This is a genomic window from Planctopirus sp. SH287 (assembly GCF_056500625.1).
Genome location: NZ_CM151403.1, coordinates 4750105 through 4774318 on the forward strand (window position 1 = coordinate 4750105; position 24214 = coordinate 4774318).

A 24214-nucleotide genomic window follows, 5' to 3' on the forward strand; every position below is an offset into this window, starting at 1 on the left:
CTCCTGCCGGGCTGTTTCATGCGCCGGGTTGTTTTATGAAATGGCCAAGCGTGGCTTTCTGAAATGTGCTCACTATTTTCAGATTACGCCAGCAGCGGGATGTGGCCTGTGGGGTACTGAAGCACAATCAGCGCCATCGACGTGGCGTAGACATTGCCAATGTTCGCATCACTCCAGAATCCCTCCGTCGTGCGACGATCCAACAGCTTCTGGCACGCTGCCGGATACCACTGATTCCAGACATTTGGCCCCTGCTGCCAATGGGCGTGGGCGGCATAAAATTGTCCGTAATAAAAATACTCGGCGTGTGACTCTCCCGCTGGCGAATATGGTTTTGTTTTTGCCAGATAGGCTTGCCCGGCTTTCACTGCGATATCCTCCGGGCCAAACAGCAAATAGAGCGTGGCCACCGCAGCGGCTGAGCGGGGAAAGAGCGATTCCAAAGGGTCTGTAGGGCGATAACGAAATCCCCCATCAGGGTTCTGGCACTCTTTCAAAAATTGAGCCGCTCGGGCCAACGCTGCCGAAGGGACACCAATCCCCGCTTGTCGGGCAGAAATCAGTGACATCATCATGCAGGTCGTGATCGATGTGTCAGTATCGGTGGGGTCTTCAGTATAGCGCCAGCCGCCATTGGCTTGCTGGCAAGAAAGCGTCATCTCGACGGCTTTCTTCAATGCCTCGCGAATTTCTTTGCGTGAATCCAGCCCATAAGTCTGGCCTAAAAATGTGGTCGCAAAGCCATGTCCATAGAGCGGAGCATGCGTCCTTATGTCGGCTTCGACAATGAATCCGCTGGATTGCGCCCGGCTTAACAAGTAGGTCATGCACCCCTGAATCGACCGGCCATATTTCGCGAGCCGTCCGCTCTCTGAAAGGAAGGCTAAGCCAGCCAGGGCACACACACCGACATTCCTGTCGTAGGTCGCGTGACCTCCAAATCCGCCATCAGTCCGTTGCTGCGCTGCCAGCCATTCCAGACCGGCATCGATCACGGATCTGACTTCGGGAGTGAAGATCACGGCTTTCGCAGGAATCGCCCCTGCTCCCGTCGCGCCCAGCACTTCCCATGTTCCGGGCAAGCCCGCCATGGCTGATCCTACAGTCAGCCCAAGAAATGTCCGACGATCCGGTTGTTCCATAGCCATCAGCCTTTTCTCGTTCCATTAGATCCGTTTCTATTTAATCAGATACCAAGAGAGGATCGTTCAGGAATCGGGCGGCGAATTCACGTTTCTGTGAATCCTCTTTTCAAAGGGCAACATGCCCCCTTTCATTGAGGGCGAAGGACTTGAGAGTTCTCAGGCAGACTCCTAGGATGCCTGCTTGACCTTTGCCCTTGGTTCCTTTTCGTTGAATCAACGCCCTGTATGATGCCAGAAGACCATCTTTCCCCTGAATTATCTGTCACTGTCCCTGAGACTGACGCTCCTGTGACAGCCGACTCCGTTGCGCTGCCATCCCCCGTTGCGCTACCCAGTGACGTTGCGGAAACCGCCAGCCCGTTTCCCGTCGATCGCTCAAGCCTCACGCCCATGATGCAGCGGTATATGGAGGTCAAAGACGAGCACCCGGCGGCCATACTTTTCTTCCGTATGGGCGACTTCTATGAACTCTTCTACGACGATGCAAAAGTGGCAGCTCGCGTGCTGGGGCTGACGCTGACCAGCCGGGATAAAAACTCACCCAATCCCGTCCCCATGGCCGGGTTCCCTTATCATGCACTGAGCGGTTATCTCCAGAAGATGATCCGGGCCGGCCATCGCGTGGCTATCTGCGAACAGGTCGAAGATCCTAAAGCTGCCAAAGGGATGGTCAAGCGGGAAGTGACACAGATCGTCACGCCCGGCACTCTCACCGATGATTCACTGCTCGATCCCCGCGAAACCAACATTCTTGCCTGCGTGCTTCCGGGAAAAACGGATTGCGGCTTGGCCTGGCTCGAACTCTCTACCGGCCACTTCACCTGCGCCACTCTGGCAATTGCTCAATTGCATGACGAACTGGCGCGGCTCAACCCCGCAGAGGTTCTCATTCCCGAACGTCAGCGCGATGATCTGATCGTTGCACGATTGCGCAGCGGGTCATGGGCTGTTTCAGAACGTCCCCCCTGGGCCTATCGTCCCGATGAAGCCTATCGACTGCTGCTTGAACAATTTGGTGTCGCCACACTCGAAGGTTTCGGGTTTGTGGATCGAGCCAAAACGGCTGGCGGGGCCTCAACCATTGAACCTGGCATCATCGCTGCCGGTGCGCTGCTGGAATACGTGCGTGAAACTCAGAAGACGCAACTGGTGCACTTATCCCGGCTCGAACCCTACGAGCCATCGCATCATCTGCTGATCGATGAAGCGACGCGCCGGAGCCTGGAACTGACACGGACGCTGCGCTCCAATCAACGGGAAGGGAGCCTCCTCTGGGCCATCGACCAGACAGTCACCCCCATGGGCGCGCGGCTGCTCATGGAGTGGCTTTCCAATCCGCTCAAAGAACTATCGCCCATCAACGCCCGCCTGGACGCTGTTCATGAATTGCTCGTCGAATTGCGAACCACGCAATCGCTGCAAGAAATCCTCAAAACCAGCTACGACATCCAACGTCTTTCAGCACGGGTCGGCACGGGAAGAGCCTCGCCACGAGATCTGGTCAGCTTAACAAAAACATTAGCACTGCTCCCTCAGATCAAAGCAAGGCTGACAGGTCGCCGGTCGTCGTTGCTAATACAACTTGAAGCCGCCATTGAGCTGCATCAGGACTTGCGACAGGCGATTGAGTCGGCTCTGGTTGAAGAACCCCCGCTCAACCTGACCGAAGGGGGGGCCATCAAACCGGGATTTCATCCGCAGCTCGATGAATGGCGCGATCTTGCCAGGGGGGGCAAGGAATGGATGGCCAGTTATCAAGCCGAAGAAGTCCGACGGACGGGGATCACCAATCTGAAGGTCGGCTATAACCGTGTCTTCGGATTCTATCTGGAATGTAATACCAATCAGTCGGATAAAGTGCCGCCGGAGTATATCCGTAAGCAGACTTTGAAGAACTATGAGCGGTATATCACGCCTGCTCTCAAGGAATACGAAGAGAAGGTTTTGCGGGCCGAAAGCCAGTCGATTGCGCTGGAGCAGGAACTCTTCAACAGCTTGCGGCAAACGGTGGCTCAGGCTGCTGTCCGTTTGAGAAATACCGCTGAAGCGATTGCCGTACTGGATGTTTTGTGCGGTTTTGCGATTCTGGCCAACCGTCGGCAATATGTCCGCCCCGAAGTCACCACCCAGCCATTGCTGGAAATTCGCCATGGCCGGCATCCGGTACTGGATCAGTTGCTCCCTGCTGGTGGTTTTGTGCCGAATGACATTCGTCTCGGCGGATCCAGTGGGATGATCCAATTGATCACTGGCCCCAACATGGCGGGAAAAAGCACCTATATCCGACAAGCGGCATTACTCACCGTGCTGATGCAGATTGGCTCATTTGTGCCCGCTTCTGCCGCAAAGATTGGCCTGGCCGATCGTATTTTCGCACGGGTGGGAGCGAGCGATGAACTGGGACGTGGTCAATCGACCTTTATGGTGGAGATGACCGAGACGGCTCGCATTCTTAACTCGGCAACGGCTTCCAGTCTGGTGATTCTCGATGAAATTGGCCGGGGCACCAGTACGTATGACGGGATTTCTCTGGCATGGGCCATCACGGAATTTCTCCATGATGCGGTGGGTTGCCGCACCCTCTTTGCCACACACTACCATGAACTGACTCAACTGAGTGCGACACTGAAATCGGTGATGAACTGGAACGTGGCTGTCCGTGAACAGGACGATGATGTCGTCTTTCTGCATCAGATCGTTCCGGGTGCAGCGGACAAAAGTTACGGCATTCATGTCGGTCGGCTGGCAGGACTTCCCGGCGTGGTCCTTGACCGTGCCCGGGTGATTCTGAAGGCACTGGAAGCGGAGCAAACGGAAGGGTTGGCCAGCGGGCAGGAGAAATCACGATTGCCGGCCCGCAAAACGCGCCGCTCGCGCGAACAGCAACTCACATTGTTTGAACTGGCTGAACATCCCATTCTGGAAAAGATCCGTCAGCTTGATCTGAAAGACCTCTCTCCGGAAGCGGCCTGGGAAGAACTGGCCCGCATCAGAAACGAACTGGCCTCGTAAGGCCGGATGAGAGGGGAGACGCGTGGCCCTTGATAAAGGGAGCACGTAGATATCGACGAAGTATGATCGATAGCTATCTGAAATACAGAGAGTTAAATGCCCCTCACCCCGGCCCTCTCCCGCAAGCGGGAGAGGGAGTTTTAACGGACAGATTAGTCGAGACGTTTGACGCGGATGTTCTTGAAACGGACGACGCTGCCGGGATCGTGGGCCTGGAGGGCAAAGGTGCCTTGATCGACCACGCGAGTGAAGTCTTTACCGGGCTTGGCATCATCGGGTTCGGTGTAGTCGACGACCACCTTGTCGTTCACCTTAATGACAATGTGCTTGCCATTGACGGTGACATGCTCGGTAAACCATTCACCATCCTTGGCAGGAGCTTCAAGGACATCCTTCACAGCATAGAGACTGCCGGTCTTGCGGGGATCTTTCACATAGCTGTTGTTGACCTGGCATTCAAAACCATGCTTGGGCCAGCCGGTGTCCTGATACTTGGTATGGATATAGATCCCGGCGTTGCTGTTAGGCTCTGTCCAGACGTCGGCCTTCAGCTCGAAGTTCTTGAATGGCTTGTCGTCGCCCACATAGAACAGATGGCTGCGTGGGCCTTTGCAGACCAGCGCACCATCGATGATTTTCCAGCTTTCGGGGCTTTCGTTGATTTTCCAGCCCTCGAATGACATGCCGTCAAAGAGAGGCTTAAACCCTTCTTCGACTTCGGCAGCAACGCCAGAGGTCATGGTGCCAGTGGCGATGGCGCCAGCAGCCATCAGAGCCAGAAATGCCAGGGAGCGGAGAGATTTCATGAAGCCGATCATGGTGTCAGGCAGCTTTCTTTTGAAGAAATCGGATGAGAGATTCACCGGGAGAATCACATCAGTGAATATTCATCGGTTAGTTTAGCGTGACACAAAGGGCCTCACCAGTACGAAGTCAGAGAAGCCAAAGGCGTGTTCTTCAGATCAGGCAATTCCAGAAAATGGCTACTGTTATTGAACATCGCAAACCGTTAGAAAGTTCCCTGTCGGGACGTTTACTCTACCTACCGCCCGTTGGCCCCGCCTGACATCACGATTGACATCTCACCTCTTGCCGCGAGAAAGGCACCCGCTCATGCCTCCGTCGCCCGTTGTTTGCATGACTGCTCCCTATGCCATGAAGGGATTCACCCGCAGTCTGATGTTCCTGTTTTTGTTGGGAGGAGCTGGCCTCTTACTGGAAGAACCCGCCTCTCTGGCGGCAGACACGTTGCCAGGCCGGGAGATTCTGGATCTTTCGCTTGTCCCGCCGACGATTCAAACCCGTCCGGGGCCGGAGTATTCACCCGAGCAGCTTGATTACTCGATGACGATCGGGATTGAGCGAACGCCCAAAGGACGTTTGTGGGCGGCGTGGGTTGCCGGTGGAGATAGCGACAAAGGCTTCTTTGTGCTGGGTCGCAGTGATGACGATGGCAAGACGTGGAAATCGCCTCAGCTGGTCATTGATCCCCCCGAAGCCCCCACTGGTTTGAAGCGCCGGATTCTTGTAGGCAATCTCTGGACTGACCCCACCGGCAGGCTCTGGCTCTTTTTTGATCAGTCCATGGGCTATTTTGATGGTCGCGCGGGAGACTGGGCCATCACTTGTGATAACCCCGATGATGAGTCGCCCGTCTGGTCAGCTCCTCGCCGGATCTGGGATGGCTGTACGCTCAATAAGCCAACGGTTCTGAAGTCGGGTGAGTGGATGCTCCCGGTTTCCTTGTGGGATCGCGGCAAGATCGGCCCCGGCGAGTTGAAAACAGCCGCCAAAGAACTTGATCCTTTCCGTAAGGCCAACGTCCTTGTGTCTAACGATCAGGGAAAGACCTGGAACTATCGTGGCGGGGTCGCTTTTCCCGGCCCGCAGTTTGATGAACACATGATTGTTGAACGAAAAGATGGCACTCTCTGGATGCTGGCCCGCACCACAGAGGGGATGTTTGAAAGTCTCTCTCAAGATCAGGGAAAAACCTGGAGCACGCCGCAGCTCGCGATGCCGCATGTTCCCACGCGGTTTCATATCCGGCGGTTGGCCTCAGGAAACCTGCTGCTGGTCAGGCATGGGAATGTTGATGAACGCACAAAAAATCGGATACGACTGATGGCGTTCCTCTCGAACGATGAAGGCAAGACCTGGAAGGGGGGATTGATGCTGGATGACCGGGGAGGCGTTTCTTACCCGGATGGTTTTCAGGCACCTGATGGACGAATCTATGTTTCCTATGACCGCGAGCGGGCCAAAGAGCGGGAAGTGCTGTTGGCTGTTTTTCGGGAAGAGGATGTGGCAGCCGGGAAGATTGTCTCGCCCGATGGGCGTCTGCGTGGCGTGATCACCAAGGCGATGAACGGGTTGGCTTCAGCGGCTCCTGTCAAAACCGCAAACCCGCCCGCCGCATCCTCTTCACAGGAAGGGACGAGTGAAAAGTGGCGTGCCCAGGCGGTGGCGGATGCGAAACAGGATCGAACCACACTGGCTTATGATGGGATCACCCCCAACAAAATGGTCTGCGACACCACCCTGAGACAACTGCCAGACAAGTCGTGGGCGCTATATCTCCTCGCTGGTGATGATATTGAACCTTCGCCGGGGAATTACATTGGTGTGGTGAAAAGCACTGATGAAGGAAAGACGTGGTCTCCGATTCAAGAGGTTCCGACCAGCCTGCCACGCAGCGGTTTGACCAGTGGGCAGGGGGCTACCGAAGTGCTGATTCAAGGCGAGAAGATGACCATGTTCTTCTCGACGCACTCCGAGACCTGGGGCCGAAACTGGCAATCGTGGTGGATGACCAGTTCAGACAATGGCAAGTCATGGAGTTCCCCAACGCTGATGCCGGGACGATTGGGCAAGTTCACGTTCATCCGCAATCACATTGTGACCAAAGATGGACGCATCATGATTCCGTTCCAGTATTATCAGGGACCGGGGCCGAATGTTCCCCCGCCTCCAGCAGAGAGTCGTCCCTGGCACAAAGCTCTGGGTCATTACGTGAGCAATCCCCGCAATGGGGTTCTCATCAGCAACGATCAGGGGAAAAGCTGGACAGAGCACGGCAACATTCGTCTCACGACCGATGATCGCTACCATGGCTGGGCCGAGAACAACTTTGTTGAACTGGACGACGGCACGATCAAGATGATCATTCGTGGTGATCGACTGGGGGGCGTGTTGTATGTGGCCGAATCCAAAGATGGGGGCAAGACCTGGCCGGAATTCGCACAGAAGTCGGATATCCCCAATCCTGGTTCCAAGGCCACGATCTATAAGCTGCCGAATAATGGCGTGGCGATGCTTCACAACTCCAATCCTTCGCACCGCAGCCCGCTCTCGTTATGGGTGAGCTATGACGGGATGAAAACGTGGCCTTATCGCCGCGTGCTGGTCAAGGAATCTTCTGATGGCCCCAAGGGCAAGCTCAATTATCCCGACGGGTTTGTGAGCCAGGATGGTTATCTTCACTTTGCTTACGACGATAACCGCCACCGCGCTGTCTATTACGGGGCGAAACTGCCCAACGGCCCGATCGAGGAATAATGCCGTGTCACGGCTTTGTTTTCGGGTGGATGAGTTCCAGAGTGAGAGCGGGTTCGCTTCTCATTTGATGAGATCCGCGTGGCATGCTGAAAGCTTTTGATCAGCATGCCACGCACGTTTCGCGATTGATCCTTTAACAACTCTGCAATAGCCTCTTTGCTCAAAGCTGCAGGCGTGGCACATTGAGAGGAAAACGCGTAACTTCAGGTTGGGATTGATCTCACAGCATCGAACCTGCCAACATCACAAAATTCAGGGGCGATACGGCTGCTGGAAGTGACGATTCTGCCCGATGACCAAGGGCTTGCTCACGAATCTCTCGGCCTTATCTCTCTAGCAGAAGATTCAGATATGCGGCGGTATTACGTCAGGCCTTTTGGTGCGGGAATTCCTTCTGGTCGAGCCTTCTCGTTGCTGGTGCTCTTGTTGATCGTCGGTGTCTGCACCCTTCGCGCGAGCCATCCTGGTCTCTGGTCGTGGATGGCGATTGATGATTCCTATCAGGTTGTTCTCGCCGCTGAAGATCGTGAGGCTTCTTCGATTGCTCACCCTGAACAGTCCCCTGTTTTGCTTGCACAAACAGAGACTGCTCTGCCGGTCTCGTCTGATCGCCCGGCGACAATTGTTCTCAACAACTTAGCGCCTGATGAATGGGCCAGCTTTCAAAAGGAGGCAGCGGCGATTGAAGATCGTCAGGCCCTTCAAGCGCAAGAGATGCCTGCCTATTGGCGACTGATGCAATGGATTCAAAGTGAACCGTATCTTGACCTGCGCCAACGCGCGAGCACAACAACACTGTTCACGAATCTCTGGGAGTCGCCAGCCACCCACCGAGGTCTGCCTGTCCGACTCAAGCTAAACCTTCGACGGGTGTTGACCTATGACGCAGGCGAAAACACGTTGGGGATCACCCAACTCTACGAAGGCTGGGGTTGGACCGAAGATTCCAAGTCGTTTCCTTATGTCATTGTCTTTCCCGATCTTCCCGAAGGCTTACCCCTAGGAGCCGACATTTCGTCCGAAGTGGAATTCGTGGGTTACTTCCTCAAGATCATGGCTTACGAAGCCTTTGAAACGCGGCGGGGTGCTCCCTTATTGGTTGGCCACGTTCGGCTGATTACTCCCGCCCCTTTGAAAAATACGACTCCACTTTCACCACGAGAAATTCTGTTCTGGGGAGTCGGTGGACTGGCGGCTGTGATGGCGGCCGTCTGGGTGGGAATGAAACAGTTTCAACAGAGCCGGCCTTCTGCTGCTCCCAAGGTCATGGCCCAGCCCTCCGTTCGAGCAACGACCAAGCCCTCTGACCGAAAACACAATCAAAAAACGGAACGAGCTGCGGGAGAAGATCTGACAGCCTTTGGCTTTTCGCACTCCCAGGCCAAGCCGGAATCAGCCCCTTCTGTCACTCACAGTGCGGCGACCAAGGCCACCACATCAACTGAGCCAGAAGATCAAAACAGACCACGCCGCCAGACAACGGGAGATGTCCCCTGGTTCGTCGCTGGTGAACGTCCTCCAGGGAAAGACAACGGTTTGGATATCTTTCGAGACGCCTGAACTTGTCAAATTTTTCTCGTTTAGGGAGAAGGTGGCCGCAGGTTTTGATGAAGAGGGAGTCAGATAGCTATCGACGAATTCTGGTCGATAGCTATCTGAAATACGGAGAGTTAAATACCCCTCACCCCGGCCCTCTCCCGCAAGCGGGAGAGGGAGTCATTAAATCCTTCTCCCTCAGGGAGAAGGTGGCCGCAAGGCCGGATGAGGGGGGGGATGCGTGGCTCCCAGTAAAAGGGAGTGCGTTGTCATTAATGAGGGGGTATCGATAGATATCTAAAGCACGGACAGTTAAATACCCCTCACCCCAGCCCTCTCCCGCAAGCGGGAGAGGGAGTCGTTAAATCCTTCTCCCTGAGGGAGAAGGTGGCCGCAGGCCGGATGAGAGGGAGATGCGTGGCTTTCGATGGAAGGCAGCATGTAGATACCGACGAAGTATGATCGATAGATATCTACATGCGGAGAGTTAAATACCCCTCACCCCGGCCCTCTCCCGCAAGCGGGAGAGGGAGTTGTCGAATCATTCTCCCCGAGGGAGAAACCAGGCACGAAGACGTTGTCCAAACGCCTCAAGCGAAAAATGATGTTGAGCGTGTTGTTGAAGATATGTCGTCCATTCTCTTCGCTCGTGGGGATGATCGATGGCCCAGGTGAGGTCTGCGGAAAAGTCGTCCGGCGTGGCACACAACCCGCGAGGTCGCTGTCCAGCCAGAGGACTTGCATGGTCTGATCTCATGGGGATGGGAAAATCAGCAGGAAACTGTTCGATGAAGCCGCCTTTGGCATCCACCATCGGCATCGTCCCGGCCAGCATGGCTTCAGCGAGAACTCGTCCGAAACTTTCCGTCAGGTGGGGATGAGTGTAAAGCCACGCATCCCATTCGCAGAGCCATCTTCGAGCCTGCCAACTGGCGGGATGAAATATGGCGCGACCCTGGCAGGCTGACCACAAAGCGGCTTGCCTGACAGTGGGGCAACCGACAAATTCCCACATCACCTGGGGGAACTCGCGCGACCAGCGTCGATAAAGACCGATCAGTTCCTCGGGAAATTTGTGGAGCGAAGGGGTGCAAAGCCGGCCGACTCGAAATTTGAGGGGCGAATGCCGGACATGGGGCGCAATCTGGATGAGTTCAGAGCGTGGATCGGGAACTCCCTGCCACAAGACAGGCCACGCGGGCGGCGACGGTGGCTTCAAACGTTGATTTTTCATCCGTTGATTGCTCGCCCTTTGATCGCTCAGCCAGTGTGAGCAAGCTTTGGTGGTCTCGCCAGTGACCAGTGATCCCTGGGAATGAGCATAGACAAATGCCGGGCAAGGCCAGGCGTCGAGTTGCCAGCGCGCAGGTGTGTTGTGAAGCAAGAGGGTGGGTTCTCGTCCCTGCTGTCGGGCCTGGTCAACTTGCTGATTGAGAAGGGTTTGAAAATGATTTCGATCACTCCCCGCCAGTGAAATGATGTTGACAGGGTGGAATGTGTCCTGCGTGGCGGATGTCACGGAACTCACCACCAGCACGGTATGATGCCAGTCGGGCACCTGCTCCCTCAGGGAGAAGGAATTGACAGGTTCTTAGTGTGATGCGATGGAGCGAGCGCTCAGGAGCAGGAAGCTGGCATTTTGATGAGGCGCAGACCCTGTGATGACCCAGACTCGCCCATCGAGGTGAAGCTCCAGTAAGGCACCGGGCAAAGTAACGGGCCAGGTCTCGGAGCGAACAATGAAGGTGGCCTCCAGAAGGGATGTCGAAAGTGTGCCTTGAAGACTTTGAGCCGTTGCGGCTGTCTCAGTGACGTCGCCGCAAAGAAGGGTTAATGGAAAACTTTCAGACACAATGGCCGATGAGTCGGAATCCGATTCATGGGGTGGCTCTTCAAGAACAGCCACCAGCAAGGCGGGTTGGCCCCAATCGGTCAGCATCAGGTCAAGATCGGCGGAGAGAAGAGAAGAAAGGTTTGGCATTTGGGAGTTGGCATTGTGGAGTTGGAAAGTGCGTCGTGATTGTTTTTCTGAGCCTTCTTGGCTTTTCTGCTTTTTCTTCCTTAGGCAACGGTCAGCCAGCGGGTGAGCGCGATGGAGGCGAGGGTGGTCAGCAGGAAAACCAGGCCGCCGACAAGGGGCATGAGTCGATGTTGCGTCACTTCGACATGCCGCAATCGTGATTCATGATCCTTGGTCAGATTGGCCACGGCTTCGAGCGAAACACGCAGGCTTTCCAATTGCAGGGCAAGGGACTGCAGGGTGTCGATCAACTTGTCGAGACGGTCTTGAGTAGGCGGCATGACGGGCACCGGTCGCGGAAGAAAGATGGACTGTGAGAGAGCTGAAAAGCAAAAAAGCTGGGAAGCAAAGAAAGAGAAGGCAAGAAGCAGAACAGGAGAAAAAGAGCAGAGCGGTGGGGAAATCAAAGACCTACTTCAGCCGTTGTGGCTTGCCATGTGGGCAGGCTGGTCAGCAGTTTTTGATAGTTGTCTCTCGCTGCCAGAAGAGCCATCAGATTGGCGGCGCGGTCGGCCTGAGGCCCGGCTCCGGGAGCCGAATATTTCAGAGCCGCCAGCTTGCCATCTCGCAGCAGGTTGAGCAGATCAAGATCAATCTGCGCAAGAATCCCTTGAATCTGTGATTCCGTCAGCGAAGTTCCACTGGTGGTCGAGAGGTCGGTGAGATCGGACATGGAAGAACCTGGAAGGATGGGGATTGAGCGGAGAAGCAGAGAAGCAGAGAAGCGAAAACAGTGAAAAAGCGGGTTCAGATGGATGTGGTGGTCAAATAACGGAAGGTTTCATCGTGCGTCGTGCGGCCTGCCGGGGAATGGTGTTTGATTTGCGATATCAACTGGGAAGACCCTCACCCGGCCTGCGGCCACCCTCTCCCGCGATGACGCGGGAGAGGGGTGATTTCGACTCCCCACCAGCAACTACCAACCCCCATCTCTTCTTACATCCTTTCTTCTGCTTGCCTGAGGAGTTCATAAGCCAGCAGTCGATCTTGTTCGTCTCGAGGGAGATTCCAGAAATCGGCTTCAGGCAGATGCAGGCGTTCGCAGCAACGGAGGATGTGGTAAGCCAGCGTGCGGCTGCTGGAAGGGTCGTTTAACTGGTGGTGTCCTCCGGAGCCGAGAAAGACCGTTGAGCGGCGAGAAGCCGATCACTGACCAGATTGCTGATGCGGGTGATTTCATCGCAAGCGGCCATGAGATCTCCCGCCAACCAACCCGCATTCACCAGCGTCTCGAACAGTTCATCGGCCCAGTGATTCCAGTCACCCGCAGGGGGAGACTGGTTCACTGGCCAGACAGAAATTAGCGGAGAATGTGGGTCGTGCTTTAAGGCAAACGCCACGGCAATGACTGCCAGCCGCTGATGATAAATCTCACCTGCGGCCTGATAGTCGGTATCGGTTTCATCGAAGAATCGAACCGGCTGACCCTGGGCATCCTTGAGCGGCTTGCCGTGACTATCACGAGCCAGCCGTGCGGGAGGAATCGGCGGGACAAGACCATGCCGCTTGAGTTGCTGCTGGAAGCCCAGCGGCAACGGGCGAAGATCAAGGACAAGCGGTTCACTGTCGGGGCGGGGGAGCAGGAGGGGCATGGGGATTTGTGGGTTGATGGTGGGGAGAGGGGAGTGGAAAGTTGAAGGTTGATGGTTGGTGATTGCGTTCCTTTGATCTTTCTCCTTCTTTGCTTTCCTGCTTTTCCGCTGCTATTAGCTTTCGCTGCCGTCGATTTTGGTGACGAAGACGGTGTCGACGGCTGAGACGCCACCGAAGTAGCGGGCTTTGACACGCAGGACGACATCGCGCTCAAAGGCGGCTTCACTGGATTCGCGTTGCAGGAACGTTTGCACCGGCCAGATTTCTGTCCAGACGAACTGTCGTTTGAAATCACCGACATACCAGCTTGAAAGGGCCTCGCCGCCTTGTTCATCAATGAACGGTGACGAGAGCACTTCAAACTGATCACGGATCGGATTGGCCAGACGTGTTTCACGATCTTCAGTGGTGACGACGATTTCGCTGGCATGAATCAGGCTGCGGGCGGCTCCACGAAGTTTTTCCGGAACCAGGATCTGTCGGGCCGGAACGAGAATCGGACGGGGCGTGCCATCGATCCGGTCATCTTTCACCTGCGTGGCCCGATAGTTGAGAACCGTATCGATATCGGCCCAATTGGTGAGGGGCAGGCTTTCATCGAAGTCGGGCGAAGTGGTGTTTCCCGGGCCGATAAAGTTCTGATGAGAACCGTTGGTTTTGTACAACGATTGTCCCTGGCCGGAAGGGCGGTAGACAAAGCGGTTGCTGGCTGCATCGGCATCGGTCACAGCGCGGAGGATCGTGCGTTCCCGTTCCTGACGGAGATAAAAACCAAGAGCGAGAGCGCGGCGGTTGATCTCGCCAGTCTGGTCAAAAGCGATCAGTTCTTCATTGATGGACAGGATGCGGCCGCGTTTGGCTTCTTCAGTGGTGATGAACTTTTCGCTGAAGGTCGACTCTTCATAAGGATGGCCTTCGGTGACTTCTGTCGGGCCACTGAGGGCACGAAAGCCGGCGAGTTTCTGTGAACGTCCCCGACTGGGAAGCACCGTCACCAGACGGTCGCCGATAAAGCCGGAATCGTCTTCGTAACCTTCAAGAACTTTCCGTCCGATCAGTTCGGCCGTCACGACTTGAAAGAGCGAACTGTTGACGCCCGGGTTGGATTCACGCAGGAGTGCAGGAACGGGGACGTCTTCCCGCAAAGGACGGGTCGACCGGAGTTCGGGCAGGACACCACACGCTTCGGCCAGTTCGTGGTAACTGAAATCATCAACAGAAAGCTGCTTCTCGTTCAAGAGAGTGCAGACCTTGTGATAAAAGCCTTCCGGGCCGAGCGAGGCAATGAGGGGTTGCAAATGAGGCATGAGGGGGTTCTTGAATAGCGGAAAAGGGGAGAATCAAAAAAGCAGAAACGTTCAAACGGAGAGGAAAACGTCTGGGCGTATTATTCCCCTGATTCGGGGATGGGGCCGAGTTGAGCATGGATGTTGCTGCTGGCGACGGAGAACGCGCTGGCGAAATTGACTCGCAACATTGTGGTGCTGGTCGCGGATTCTGCGGCCCGGGCGATGGCAGCGGTACTGGCAGCCGCCATTAACTGCTGCCTGGACAAGGCGCTCGGAGCACCATGAATGGCGAGTGTCTGGCCGACGGTGTAGTGGCCCATTGGCACTGCGTATTCATACGTGGCCAGCGGGCTGATATCGACAGAGACTGGCGTCACCTGACCGGCAGCCGAGGCTTGATGAGCGACACCAACGAAGGCAGCCACAAAGTTTGTCTGGGTCGTTACGAGATTAGTTGTCCAGGTGAAAGCTGAAGCGGGCTTAATGCTGGTGCCATCGAAATAAACAAGGTCGCCAGGTTCGATGAGAGTGTCTGAGGCAACGGGCCAGCGTTGAAGTTGAACCTGGCCGGAACGGAAACGAAGGGCGGGAAACATAGACGGGGCTTTCAGAAATGAGGGGGAGCGTTTGATACTTGCTGAAGGTGAGAGTCTGTCCGGAAGCCCTCAAATCCTTCTCCTTTGGGGGCGAAGGTGGCTGAAGGCCGGATGAGGAGGGATCGCGTGGCCAGTGGTCACACTGGTCGTTCATCAGCCCCTCACCCCAACCCTCTCTTGCAAGCGGGAGAGGGAGTTTCCCGGACAGGTTCTTACTTCAAGCGGCGTTTGATGGTCTCGATGATGGAGGCATCACTGGGGCCTGTGGCACTGAGAAGAGAACGGGTCTGACTGGCGGGTGTGGCTTTCCTTGATTGAGTAAGAGTTTGGCCCAACGTGCTGCGTTCATGAATCAATGCAGGACGAAGGGCGGGGGGAGTCACAGCAAGAAGCTGCCGAAAATCGGATGTGAGAAGTTCTGGCGGAAGGCGAGCGGCTTCCAGCAGCGCTTGCATCTGGGCCGCTTCACGAAATTGAGCCAATTCCTGAGTCAGACGCTCGTTCTCGGCTCGCAACAGATCCAGTTCGCAAGTCTTCACCACGAGGGGTATCACTTCCTCGTGAGGAGTCTGTTCTTCTGGTGAAGAGGGATGAGCGGTGGTTGACGGAAGAGTGAGTTCCTGCGGGGCTTGTTCAGAAAAGGTGGCCGCTGTGGCCGGAAAAGCGACCGCATCAACACTGATGACATCGACAATCGCCGTGATCGCTTTTTGCGAAGAATCCTGCTGTGCGAGCACCACATGACTCATGCCCAGTGCGGGACTGCGTGCCGCGACCAGTCCCAGAAAGATGTGGCCCGCTTCTGTATCCACCACCTGGATATCACCACGGATGCGGCCTGCGACATAACGTGGCGCACTGATCGTGCCAACCAGATCCCGCATGCTGCGATCACGCGGCTTGGAGGCGTGAGGAGCATGGTCGAGAAAGACAGGTTTGTGCTCGTAAAGCGGAAGGGCCGCTTCCAGAGCCGCCGGCAGGTAATGGTAACCATTGGCGGATTCGGGAGCCGTCAATGCGACGTCGTAGACCATGCGGGTGTCGCGGTCAACTTTTAAGCCGGAGGAATGCCAGTCGGTGAGATGTTCGATAATGGGTGTGGGCATGAGAGGGGAAGCTATCAGGGGGAAGGGGGTGGGGAGCGGAAAAGCGAAGAAGCGGGGAAGCAGAGAAGTGGGAAAGAAGAGGGGAAAGGAGGAGGGAGAGTCAGTGGTGGACATCGTCCGACCTCAAATCATTCTTCTTCACTCAATTCACGTCTCATGGTTTTGGGATCGGCGTGGTCGCGGCGGGCGACTTCTGCCCGGCTGAGGATGCCTTTTTCCACCAGTTGAACATCCGCCAGGCGTTCTCGCGGACGATCGCGATTGACCAGCTGCGGGAATGACCATTGAGGTGAGATGCGATCAAGCAAATCTTCCGGCCAGTCACGATGAACAAAGGCGGCCATCAGGACGGCCCGCCACAATCGTTCCAGTTCTCGAGCGAAGAATTGCTGTTCACTTTCAAAGAGTTTGACCGCTGGCCCTTCTGCCACCATCGTGGAGGAGTAAGACGCATTGGAGGCATCGCTGGAGAGCATGAATTCCGGCAATCCCGCCCCCGCGGCGACACAGAGCAGCAACAATCGTCCCAAAGGAACGGCGTCGCCAAAGTTGGTATTGGGGGACAGAAACTGAAGATCGGTCGTGTGGGATGTCGTCAGAATCGTGCCCGGCTGATAGCGTTCACGGGGTGAGCCTGGGCCGTCTGTCAGCTGAGTGATTTGAGAAGGAGACGCCTGAATTTTGCGCCAGAGGACAAGTGAGGCTTGCAGCTTGCGAGCAGTTAATTCGGTCTCCATCCAATGATCAAAGCGGGAGAGAGCATTCAGAATGGGAGCGAACAGGCTGATGCCGCGTCGCTCGTTGGAATCCGTACCGATGCGGGTATGGAGCATTTCCTCAGCAGGGATATCACCTTGCCACTCACCCGTTACGGGGTCGATGTGGTGATAGGCCAGCACCGATTCGATATCACCTGGGATGGTGACCAGCCCTTCATCGTGAGGAGCTTCTGGTAATGGGGCAATGGCCTCGGGATCGATGAAGCGAACGGTAAGGTTGCCATTGATATCGGTGAAATAGCGGACAAAGACTTCGCCATCGCGCCAGGCCCGGCGAGCAAATTCCCGTGGTGAGAAATGCTGGGCATTGAGAGTGAGAAATTGTTTCCAATGGTGAGCCGCCTGATCGGCTAATGGTTGATCCCGTGGATCGAGGGCCTGAACGGTGAGTTCCAGTCCGGGGCCAACGACATAGATCTCCATTAACCTCAACAGGTTACGGCCGTGAGGATTGTCGCGTACAAGACGACGGGCCTGATCACGGAGATGCCCTCGTTCCAGCGGTGTATAGGAACCTGATGTGTTACCAGAAGTGGCGACGGGCTGCCAACCTCGTGAGTCATCATCCACTGAAGACGTTTGCTTTTCGATGAGATCGAGAAGCTGTTCGCTGACTCGTCGGCGATAACGGGCTTGGGTTTGCCAGCGAGCAAGTGTGTCGGCCAGAAAAGTTAGCATGAGTCATCCGGGTGATGGGTTGAGATAAGAAAGGCTCTCAACCTATCACCCGGTGTTGCGCGAAAAATTTTGGCAGACTCGATGAGCCGCTATTCGCTGGTTGCTGGTGCGGCTTCTGATTCCTCAGGAGGAGTGAACCCCCGGCGAAGGGTGTTTTCGGTGACATTGACAGGCACCATGAATTGCTGGAGGTAGTCCGGGCCGCCGGTTTTACTGCCGATCCCTGAGAGTTTGAAACCGCCAAATGGCTGGCGAGCCACCAAAGCCCCCGTGATCGGTCGGTTCAAATAGAGATTACCGACCTGAAATTGCTGACGGGCACGTTTCAGGTTCGCAGGGCTGCGGCTGTAAACACCCCCGGTCAGTGCGAAAGGGACACTGTTGGCAATGGCGAGTGCTTCACTGAAATCGGGAGCACGCATGACGGCCAGAACGGGGCCGAAGATTTCTTCCCGCGCAATGCGGGCATCGGGTGCGACATTCGTAAAGATATGCGGCCCAACGAAGAATCCTTTCTTGGCCAGCGTCCCCGGCTCAACAGCCAGAGCCAGTTCCGAGGTTTGCTTGGCTTCTTCAATGATCGCGAGAATCCGTCGCTGTGATTCCTGATCGATGACGGGGCCGACCTGGCAGGCGGGATCTTCGGCTGCGGCCAGGGTCAAACTTTTGGTGGCAGCGACGAGTCGAAGGATGAAGTCATCGTAGGCCTCGCCGATCACAATCACGCGCGAGCAGGCAGAACATTTCTGACCGGCATAGCCAAAGGCACTGTCGACCACACCAGCGACGGCTTCATCAAGATCTGCGTCGGTATCGACAATGATCGCGTTCTTACCACCCAGTTCGGCAATCACCCGCTTGATGGATTGTGCCGAAGCGTGCGGTTGTGCAGCGGCTTGATTGATCGTCAGGCCCACTTCTTTCGACCCGGTGAAGACAATCATGTCGACATCGGGGCTACCTGTGAGGATCGGGCCAACCTCTTCACCAATCCCTGGAAGGAAGCTGACGACACCATCGGGGATCCCACAAGCCTGGATGATTTCCATCAACTTAGCCGCTGTGATCGAAGCCTGCTCGGAAGGTTTCATGACCACTGTGTTCCCTGCCACCATGGCAGCTGCCACCATGCCGGTGAGGATCGCCAGCGGGAAGTTCCAGGGAGCGATGACGACGACAACACCCCGTGGACGGTAGAAATAGGCGTTTTCTTCACCCGGTACATCGAAGCGGCGAGGCTCGGCCAGTTCACGCATCTGCATGGCGTAGTAAGTGCAGAAGTCAATCGCTTCAGCCACATCGGCATCAGCTTCTGCCCAGGGCTTGCCACATTCAAAGGTTTGCCAGGCGGCAAGTTCAAACCGTCGGTGGCGTATCTCGCGGGCGATCAGTTCCAGATACTCAGCGCGGTAGCTGGCTTCAACAATCGACCAGCGAGAGAACGCACGTCGGGCAGAATCAATCGCGGCCAATGTCTGGTCAGCGTTAGCCGTTGCCACCATGCCCAGCACCTTCGATTTTTCGGAAGGTGATCGCACCGTGAGGTTCTGGCGCGTGTCTTCACGGCGGCCATTGATGATCAGCGAATAGGTCTGGCCGAATTGATTTTCAACCTTCTCAATCGCGGCCTGCATGGCCTCGCGATTGGCAGGAAGGGAGAAATCTGTGGGTGGTTCATTGAGAAAACCAACCGGCGGTGCCGTAAATGGTAAGGCGGATTTCTGGGAAGCCAAGTGTTGACCAGTCAGCGTGGGGTTCATAAGCAGATCCTCGACAGAGACTTCAGCAGAGTATCCCTGCCGCAGGAACGAATCATTGGATGTGTTTTCAAGAAGCCGGCGAACAAGGTAAGCCATGCCGGGAATCATGCTGCCGAAAGGGGCATAAATCCGTACGCGATGGCCTTGTTCAGAAAAGGCCTGCGCCTGCTCATCAGCCATCCCATAGAGCATTTGCAATTCGTAACGGAGGGGAGGGATCTTCAGTGCGGCGGCGTAAGAGACGGCGTACGTCAGGCTGCGAACATTGTGGCTCGCAAAAGCCGGGCGGAGATGCTGATGATTTTCTAAAAGGATGCGTGTCAGTTTTTCATAGTTTTCATCGGTCTGCCACTTTTCTTCAAACACGGGAACGGGCCAGTTTTTGGCCTTGGCCACAACCGTTTCGTAATCCCAATAGGCACCCTTAACCAGACGCACCCAGACGGGTGTCCCGCGTTTTTTCGCCCATTCAACCAGTCGGAGCAGATCCTGCTCGGCATCCAGCAGATAAGCCTGGATCACGATGCCGCAATCGGCCCAATCACGGAATTCCTCTTCCATGAAGACTTTCTGGAAGATGTCGAGCGTTAGCCCCTTAAAGGCGTATTGTTCCATATCGACATGGACATGGGCTTGTTGCTCGCGAGCCAGCCTCAGGATGGGACGCAGACGATCGGCCACCTTCTGGCTGGTTTTTGCGGCATTGAGCGGCCGGAAGCTACTGACCAGAGCCGAGAGTTTAATTGACACATTCAGACGGGCGACATCCTGATGGTCATCATCGGTGTCGATCAACGGATTTTCCGGCCAGGCGTTGACTTCAGAACCCAGAGCCGTGATGAGATCGAGATAAGCCTGCTGATACTTCAGGGCTTCCTCATCACTGATGACGGATTCCCCCAGCAGATCGAGGGTGAAGGCAAAGCCTAGTGTTCTCAACCGCGTGATGGCTTTGAGAATGTCGTCGGTGGTTTCGCCAGCAATGAACCGTCGGGCCATGCGCAGTGCGTTATTACGAGCATTAAAGGCCAATGTCCGCGAAAGAATCGAATTGGGCGTGACGTGCTCGACCCCGAAGCGAACCAGTTGAATCGCCCAGGGAAGATGCTCACGCACTTCCTCAAAGCATTCCTGAAGATGCCTTGTGATGGCCTGATGCGTTTTCAGGCGAGGCAACACATCGACAAAGCGGAACATCTGCACCTTGAGGGATTCATCGGACATGGCCGCAGCCATGATACGATCATCCCACCAGCGACGTTCAAAGAACGACGGGCTTCGTAAACTGAGTTGTGTCCAGATGAGCCGCCCCAATCGTTGGGTTTCGGCCTCAATCCAGGCTTCATCAACTGTGGGAGTGGGGGGTGTCGGAACAAGAGTGGCAAGTGCCTTGCGTTTGGCCATATCAGAGAAGTCCTTTTGCCGTATTGTGACCACAACCCCCTGTTGTGAACAAGCAACACGGCTGAGGAGTTTCTCATACCCATTTTCAAAGAGGATGACCGAATGTGGGATGAGGCCGTTGAGAAAAAGTCAACGCTGATTTTCCGGGCAATGAAACCATTATGTGCTGGTTTTGCGAGGTGTTTTCGCGAGATGTATCAGCAGGCGGAATTCAGGGTCTTCACGGATCGGGTCGAAGTCTGATTCTTCCGGAACGATCGCAATCAGATCGCGTCGCATGCGCAAAGCACGGCCCAGCCAACTGAGGGACTGTTCCCGTTGACCGGATAAGGCGTAATAGCAGGAAAGGTTATAGAGAACAATGGGTTCCTGATCATGTGACTGGTAGGCAGCCAGCATGATATCGATGGCCTGATGGAGCCGTTGTGTGCGTTTGTAACACCAGGCCATTCCCATCATCACATCGAGATCGGTGGTGTCGAGGCCATGAGCTTTTTCAAACTGAATGGCGGCCTCTTCAAAACGATCGAGGTGCCTTAGTGCATCGCCTGTCAGCAGGTGATATTCAAAGATCTGGGGGCCGGGATCAGTGATCTTGTGCAGTTCTGCGAGGGCGGGCGCGGGCATTTCCAGCAGCAGATAGCCACGGGCAGCATCCAGGCGACGTTCACGGATACGACGCGGGTTATAAACCATCGACCTCCCCCGACTGTTCGTTATGCCTGATTTTGATCACATTGGGCATCAATCACCCAGTCTGATGATTCCCCTGAGTTTTCACAAACCAGGATCTGTGCCTTGTCATTTCGAGAGATCAGTATTGGCTGAGAAACTCAAATGATTCCTGGAGGACATGGGGCGCCATATGGGAGTGGCGGCTCAGTTCCACATGAACACCCCCTGCGTATTGAATTTTACGCAAGGTGGACATGACCGTGGCGAAATCAATTTCTCCCTCTCCAAACCGGAGATGCTCATGAACGCCCCGCTTCATATCTTCGATATGGATGTTGACGATTTTGGAACCCCATTCCAGAAGATGAGGAACGATCAGCATCAAAGTCTGCCTGGCCTTCATGGAAGCAGTTGGCGGGATGATGACAGGTGTTTCGGAAGATCCGTTGTGCGGGGCTTCCACGCAATAGAGGTGTCCGATATCGATTGTCAGACCCAATTGAGGATGATTGACCCGACTTTCCAGTTCTTTGAAGTCGGCCATCGTTTCAATGAACATGCCGGGTTCGGGTTCAAAGGCAAGCTTCACGCCATAGAGAGCGGCATGTTCGCAGACCTCCTGAACACCTTGAGCCAGAATGTCCATGGTTTTTTCGCGGGACCAGGGTTCTCGTAAAATCCCCGCCCAGAAAGAAACACATTGGGCACCGAGTTCATCCGCCAGAAGAATCGCCCGTTTGAGATAATCAATGCGTTTGGCCCGACCTGCCGGATCGCCCGTAATTAGTGTAGGTTCATGCTTTTTGAGGGGATCCAGCAAAAAACGTGCACCGGTTTCCACAACACAGGCAAGCCCCAGGCGGCGAAGTGCCCGCTGGTACCGCTCGACTTGACGAGGAAAGTCAGTGGCATAAGGATCGAGGCAGTGATGATCGAGCGTGATGCCCACCGAGCGATATCCCGCCCGGGCAATGAGTTCGAGAGCATCTTCCCAACGGTGATCGCTTAATCCGTTGGTGTTATAACCCAGCTGCATGCCGACATCCGAGGGATCATATCGCTTAGTGTTGATCTGTGAAAGGCAAGGATATCAGCTTGAGCGTGTCGGCGTCTTGTCCAAATGATTCGTCTAAAGGATGAGATTCAAAAAATCAGGAAAAATCCTGGTTTGAACGACTTCCAAACACATGAACTATCCGGGGGGGAGAGCGCCGGCTTTTTGGGCGGCGCGCCAGAGGCGCCAGGTGCGCAGATCGTAACCAAAATTCTGATTGGTCAGCTTCATTAACGCTTCTCGCACTTCTTCGTTCTGATGAACCTTTTCGATCGTGACGGTCTTCATCGGACGATGGGCATTCGGGTCAGGGATCAATCGTCCTTGTCCTTCAACCACTTGTCCGTTCGGGAAGATAAATCGCTGACCCAAGCCGGGAACGGGCGTTGAACCGCGAGCGGCTCCGCCTCGTTCGACCGGGGCACTGACGCCGTCAGTCACGGGAACCTGGATCTGATATCGGTGTTTAGTGAGCAGCGCTTCGATGAGCGGTTCGACGGCATCATCCTTCCCTCGAATAAAGAGTGCCCGGCCGGCCCGGCAGACAACAAAGTTGGCATCGTGGCGGAGATGCCTTAGCCAGTATGACTGCGCGTTGGAAAGCTGGTCTTCAGGGATAGCCGTTACGGCCGTGTAGCGCAGTTCCAGATCGTCATCGAAGAGGGAAGATCTCGCCAGGACTGCTGCGGGACGTTCTCCTTTCAGACGGGAAAGGGCCGCGATGCCCACCAGACGGAAGTCACGACGCGCGTCTTTCATCACAAATCGCTCAATGGCAGTCGCAGCGGCAGGATCGGTCAGTTGCTCGAACTGGAGCAAGCCTTCCGTGTTGCGTTGAGCATTATCACTGGCAAGCCAATTCGCCCATAAACGGATTTTAGGAAACCATGCCTGTTCCGCCTCCAGTTCTGCCTTGGAACGTTCCAGCAGTTCCAACTCCTGGAGAGTGATGTAGCGTCCTTTGTATTTGACGTAACCTTTGGCCTGCATCCATTCATCACGGTCAACCCATTTGCCTTCCTGAAAAGTGTGATTGAGTGCAAGTCGGGCTTTTTCATCGTCGGGATCAAGCCGCACGATTTCCAGAAGTTGTTCTTCCCGCTGTTTGGTGAGTCCTTTTTGACGAGCCCAATTGGCCAGTTCCCAGCGTGCGGCGGTGGTGTGTTCGACGAGTTCCGCTTTCGCGTCGTACTCGTCCATCGCAGGTGTTTGCGGAGTGATGAACGCGATTTGTGACCGCAGGATCGTGATTTCGCCCCCCTCACGAAGAACGATGGTGACAGGTTCGGGTGTTGGTTCAGGCTCTAAATCAGGTGCAGGCGTGTCGGGAGTTGGTGTATTGGCCGGAGTTCGGGCGTTATTTTGAGACGCTCCTTTGGATGGCGTTTCGTTTTGTGAGGGGACATTCTGGACAACAGAAAGGGGTTTTGAGAGCTTCCCGCGAAGTTCGCCGCCGTTGACCAGTTTTATGACGTCTGCCATCGCTTCCGCTGCGGGGCAGAGGAGGAACAGTCCGCCGGCGACGACCAGCCGAACTCCCTTCAAAACATGGATTGCAAACGCGTTCATATTTCCCTCGAGAGAATGGACGCCGGATTGAGGCTCACGGGCGGTCGCTGCGGCTACTCACTCTATTATTCGACTCTTCGGCACAGAAGGAGGCAACAGAATCTTCCGAAGTTCTGATCAAAGAGGCACAATCCGCAATGGCTGGCTTAAGATATTCCGAAAAGAGGGGTTATCGATTGCTGGCAGTATTTGCTGCAATTTGACAGGTGAAATCCTGCTTCACAGACTGCGAAGTCGGAAAAATCGATACAGCCGTAAGGATTTTGCGATCCCTCATTGTTCTTGTAGAGAGAAGGCTCAATGAAACCGTGGTTTCACCGATGTATGCGTCTGGCGTTCGGTTGTTCCTGATGGCTAGACTTGGGTGAGGAGCTTTGGGTGGTTCTGGTGGAAAGTAACGAGCCAGCAAACAGGTTTTTGCTGGAGGGGGTTGCTTTTTT

Annotated in this window: 19 protein-coding genes; 4 read left to right on the top strand and 15 right to left on the bottom strand. The window is 55.3% G+C overall.

Features of this window, described 5'->3' with window-relative positions:
* Positions 1 to 83: 83 nt before the first annotated feature.
* A complete protein-coding gene (locus SH287x_RS17610) occupies positions 84 to 1148 on the bottom strand; it encodes a prenyltransferase/squalene oxidase repeat-containing protein (protein WP_479515693.1) in 1065 nt (354 codons plus the stop codon).
* 387 nt (positions 1149 to 1535) lie between these two features.
* Here SH287x_RS17610 and mutS point away from each other — a divergent pair, with 387 nt between their 5' ends.
* A complete protein-coding gene (gene mutS, locus SH287x_RS17615; protein WP_479518727.1) occupies positions 1536 to 4157 on the top strand; it encodes a DNA mismatch repair protein MutS in 2622 nt (873 codons plus the stop codon).
* Positions 4158 to 4309: 152 nt separating this feature from the next.
* On the opposite strand, the gene SH287x_RS17620 is transcribed toward mutS, so the two are convergent.
* A complete protein-coding gene (locus SH287x_RS17620) occupies positions 4310 to 4963 on the bottom strand; it encodes a 3-keto-disaccharide hydrolase (protein ID WP_479515694.1) in 654 nt (217 codons plus the stop codon).
* A gap of 307 nt (positions 4964 to 5270) precedes the next feature.
* Here SH287x_RS17620 and SH287x_RS17625 point away from each other — a divergent pair, with 307 nt between their 5' ends.
* The 3 genes from SH287x_RS17625 to SH287x_RS17635 all read left to right on the top strand — a co-directional run bounded on the left by SH287x_RS17625 (position 5271) and on the right by SH287x_RS17635 (position 9544).
* The gene (locus tag SH287x_RS17625) at positions 5271 to 7715 is read left to right on the top strand and encodes a sialidase family protein (RefSeq protein ID WP_479515695.1); all 2445 of its coding nucleotides are present in this window, start codon (positions 5271 to 5273) and stop codon (positions 7713 to 7715) included.
* A gap of 351 nt (positions 7716 to 8066) precedes the next feature.
* A complete protein-coding gene (locus SH287x_RS17630; protein WP_479515696.1) occupies positions 8067 to 9275 on the top strand; it encodes a hypothetical protein in 1209 nt (402 codons plus the stop codon).
* A 47-nt stretch (positions 9276 to 9322) separates the two neighbouring features.
* Entirely contained in the window at positions 9323 to 9544 is a 222-nt protein-coding gene (locus tag SH287x_RS17635) for a hypothetical protein (RefSeq protein ID WP_479515697.1), read from the top strand.
* Between the two features lie 248 nt (positions 9545 to 9792).
* On the opposite strand, the gene SH287x_RS17640 is transcribed toward SH287x_RS17635, so the two are convergent.
* From SH287x_RS17640 to SH287x_RS17700, 13 genes are all read right to left on the bottom strand, one after another.
* Entirely contained in the window at positions 9793 to 10809 is a 1017-nt protein-coding gene (locus SH287x_RS17640) for a hypothetical protein (protein ID WP_479515698.1), read from the bottom strand.
* Positions 10810 to 10842: 33 nt separating this feature from the next.
* Positions 10843 to 11232, bottom strand: a complete 390-nt coding sequence (locus SH287x_RS17645; protein WP_479515699.1) for a hypothetical protein — start codon at positions 11230 to 11232, stop codon at positions 10843 to 10845.
* Between the two features lie 80 nt (positions 11233 to 11312).
* Complete coding sequence (locus SH287x_RS17650; RefSeq protein WP_479515700.1) at positions 11313 to 11552, bottom strand: hypothetical protein; 240 nt, start codon at positions 11550 to 11552, stop codon at positions 11313 to 11315.
* 122 nt (positions 11553 to 11674) lie between these two features.
* Entirely contained in the window at positions 11675 to 11944 is a 270-nt protein-coding gene (locus SH287x_RS17655) for a hypothetical protein (RefSeq protein ID WP_479515701.1), read from the bottom strand.
* Positions 11945 to 12362: 418 nt separating this feature from the next.
* Positions 12363 to 12863 (bottom strand): hypothetical protein, encoded by a 501-nt coding sequence (locus tag SH287x_RS17660; RefSeq protein ID WP_479515702.1) that lies wholly within the window; start codon positions 12861 to 12863, stop codon positions 12363 to 12365.
* Between the two features lie 114 nt (positions 12864 to 12977).
* Positions 12978 to 14171, bottom strand: a complete 1194-nt coding sequence (locus tag SH287x_RS17665; protein WP_479515703.1) for a phage major capsid protein — start codon at positions 14169 to 14171, stop codon at positions 12978 to 12980.
* 80 nt (positions 14172 to 14251) lie between these two features.
* Complete coding sequence (locus SH287x_RS17670) at positions 14252 to 14749, bottom strand: hypothetical protein (protein ID WP_479515704.1); 498 nt, start codon at positions 14747 to 14749, stop codon at positions 14252 to 14254.
* 212 nt (positions 14750 to 14961) lie between these two features.
* Positions 14962 to 15969, bottom strand: coding sequence for a hypothetical protein (locus tag SH287x_RS17675; protein ID WP_479515705.1), 1008 nt, complete (start codon positions 15967 to 15969; stop codon positions 14962 to 14964).
* Between the two features lie 14 nt (positions 15970 to 15983).
* Positions 15984 to 17312 carry a phage portal protein gene (locus tag SH287x_RS17680; RefSeq protein ID WP_479515706.1) on the bottom strand — a complete coding sequence of 443 codons (1329 nt, stop codon included), beginning with the start codon at positions 17310 to 17312 and terminating at the stop codon, positions 15984 to 15986.
* An 89-nt stretch (positions 17313 to 17401) separates the two neighbouring features.
* A complete protein-coding gene (locus SH287x_RS17685) occupies positions 17402 to 20476 on the bottom strand; it encodes a proline dehydrogenase family protein (protein WP_479515707.1) in 3075 nt (1024 codons plus the stop codon).
* Between the two features lie 159 nt (positions 20477 to 20635).
* Positions 20636 to 21172, bottom strand: coding sequence for a TPR end-of-group domain-containing protein (locus tag SH287x_RS17690; protein ID WP_479515708.1), 537 nt, complete (start codon positions 21170 to 21172; stop codon positions 20636 to 20638).
* A 118-nt stretch (positions 21173 to 21290) separates the two neighbouring features.
* Complete coding sequence (locus SH287x_RS17695) at positions 21291 to 22187, bottom strand: sugar phosphate isomerase/epimerase family protein (protein ID WP_479515709.1); 897 nt, start codon at positions 22185 to 22187, stop codon at positions 21291 to 21293.
* A 156-nt stretch (positions 22188 to 22343) separates the two neighbouring features.
* A complete protein-coding gene (locus SH287x_RS17700; RefSeq protein ID WP_479515710.1) occupies positions 22344 to 23774 on the bottom strand; it encodes a HEAT repeat domain-containing protein in 1431 nt (476 codons plus the stop codon).
* Positions 23775 to 24214: the final 440 nt, after the last annotated feature.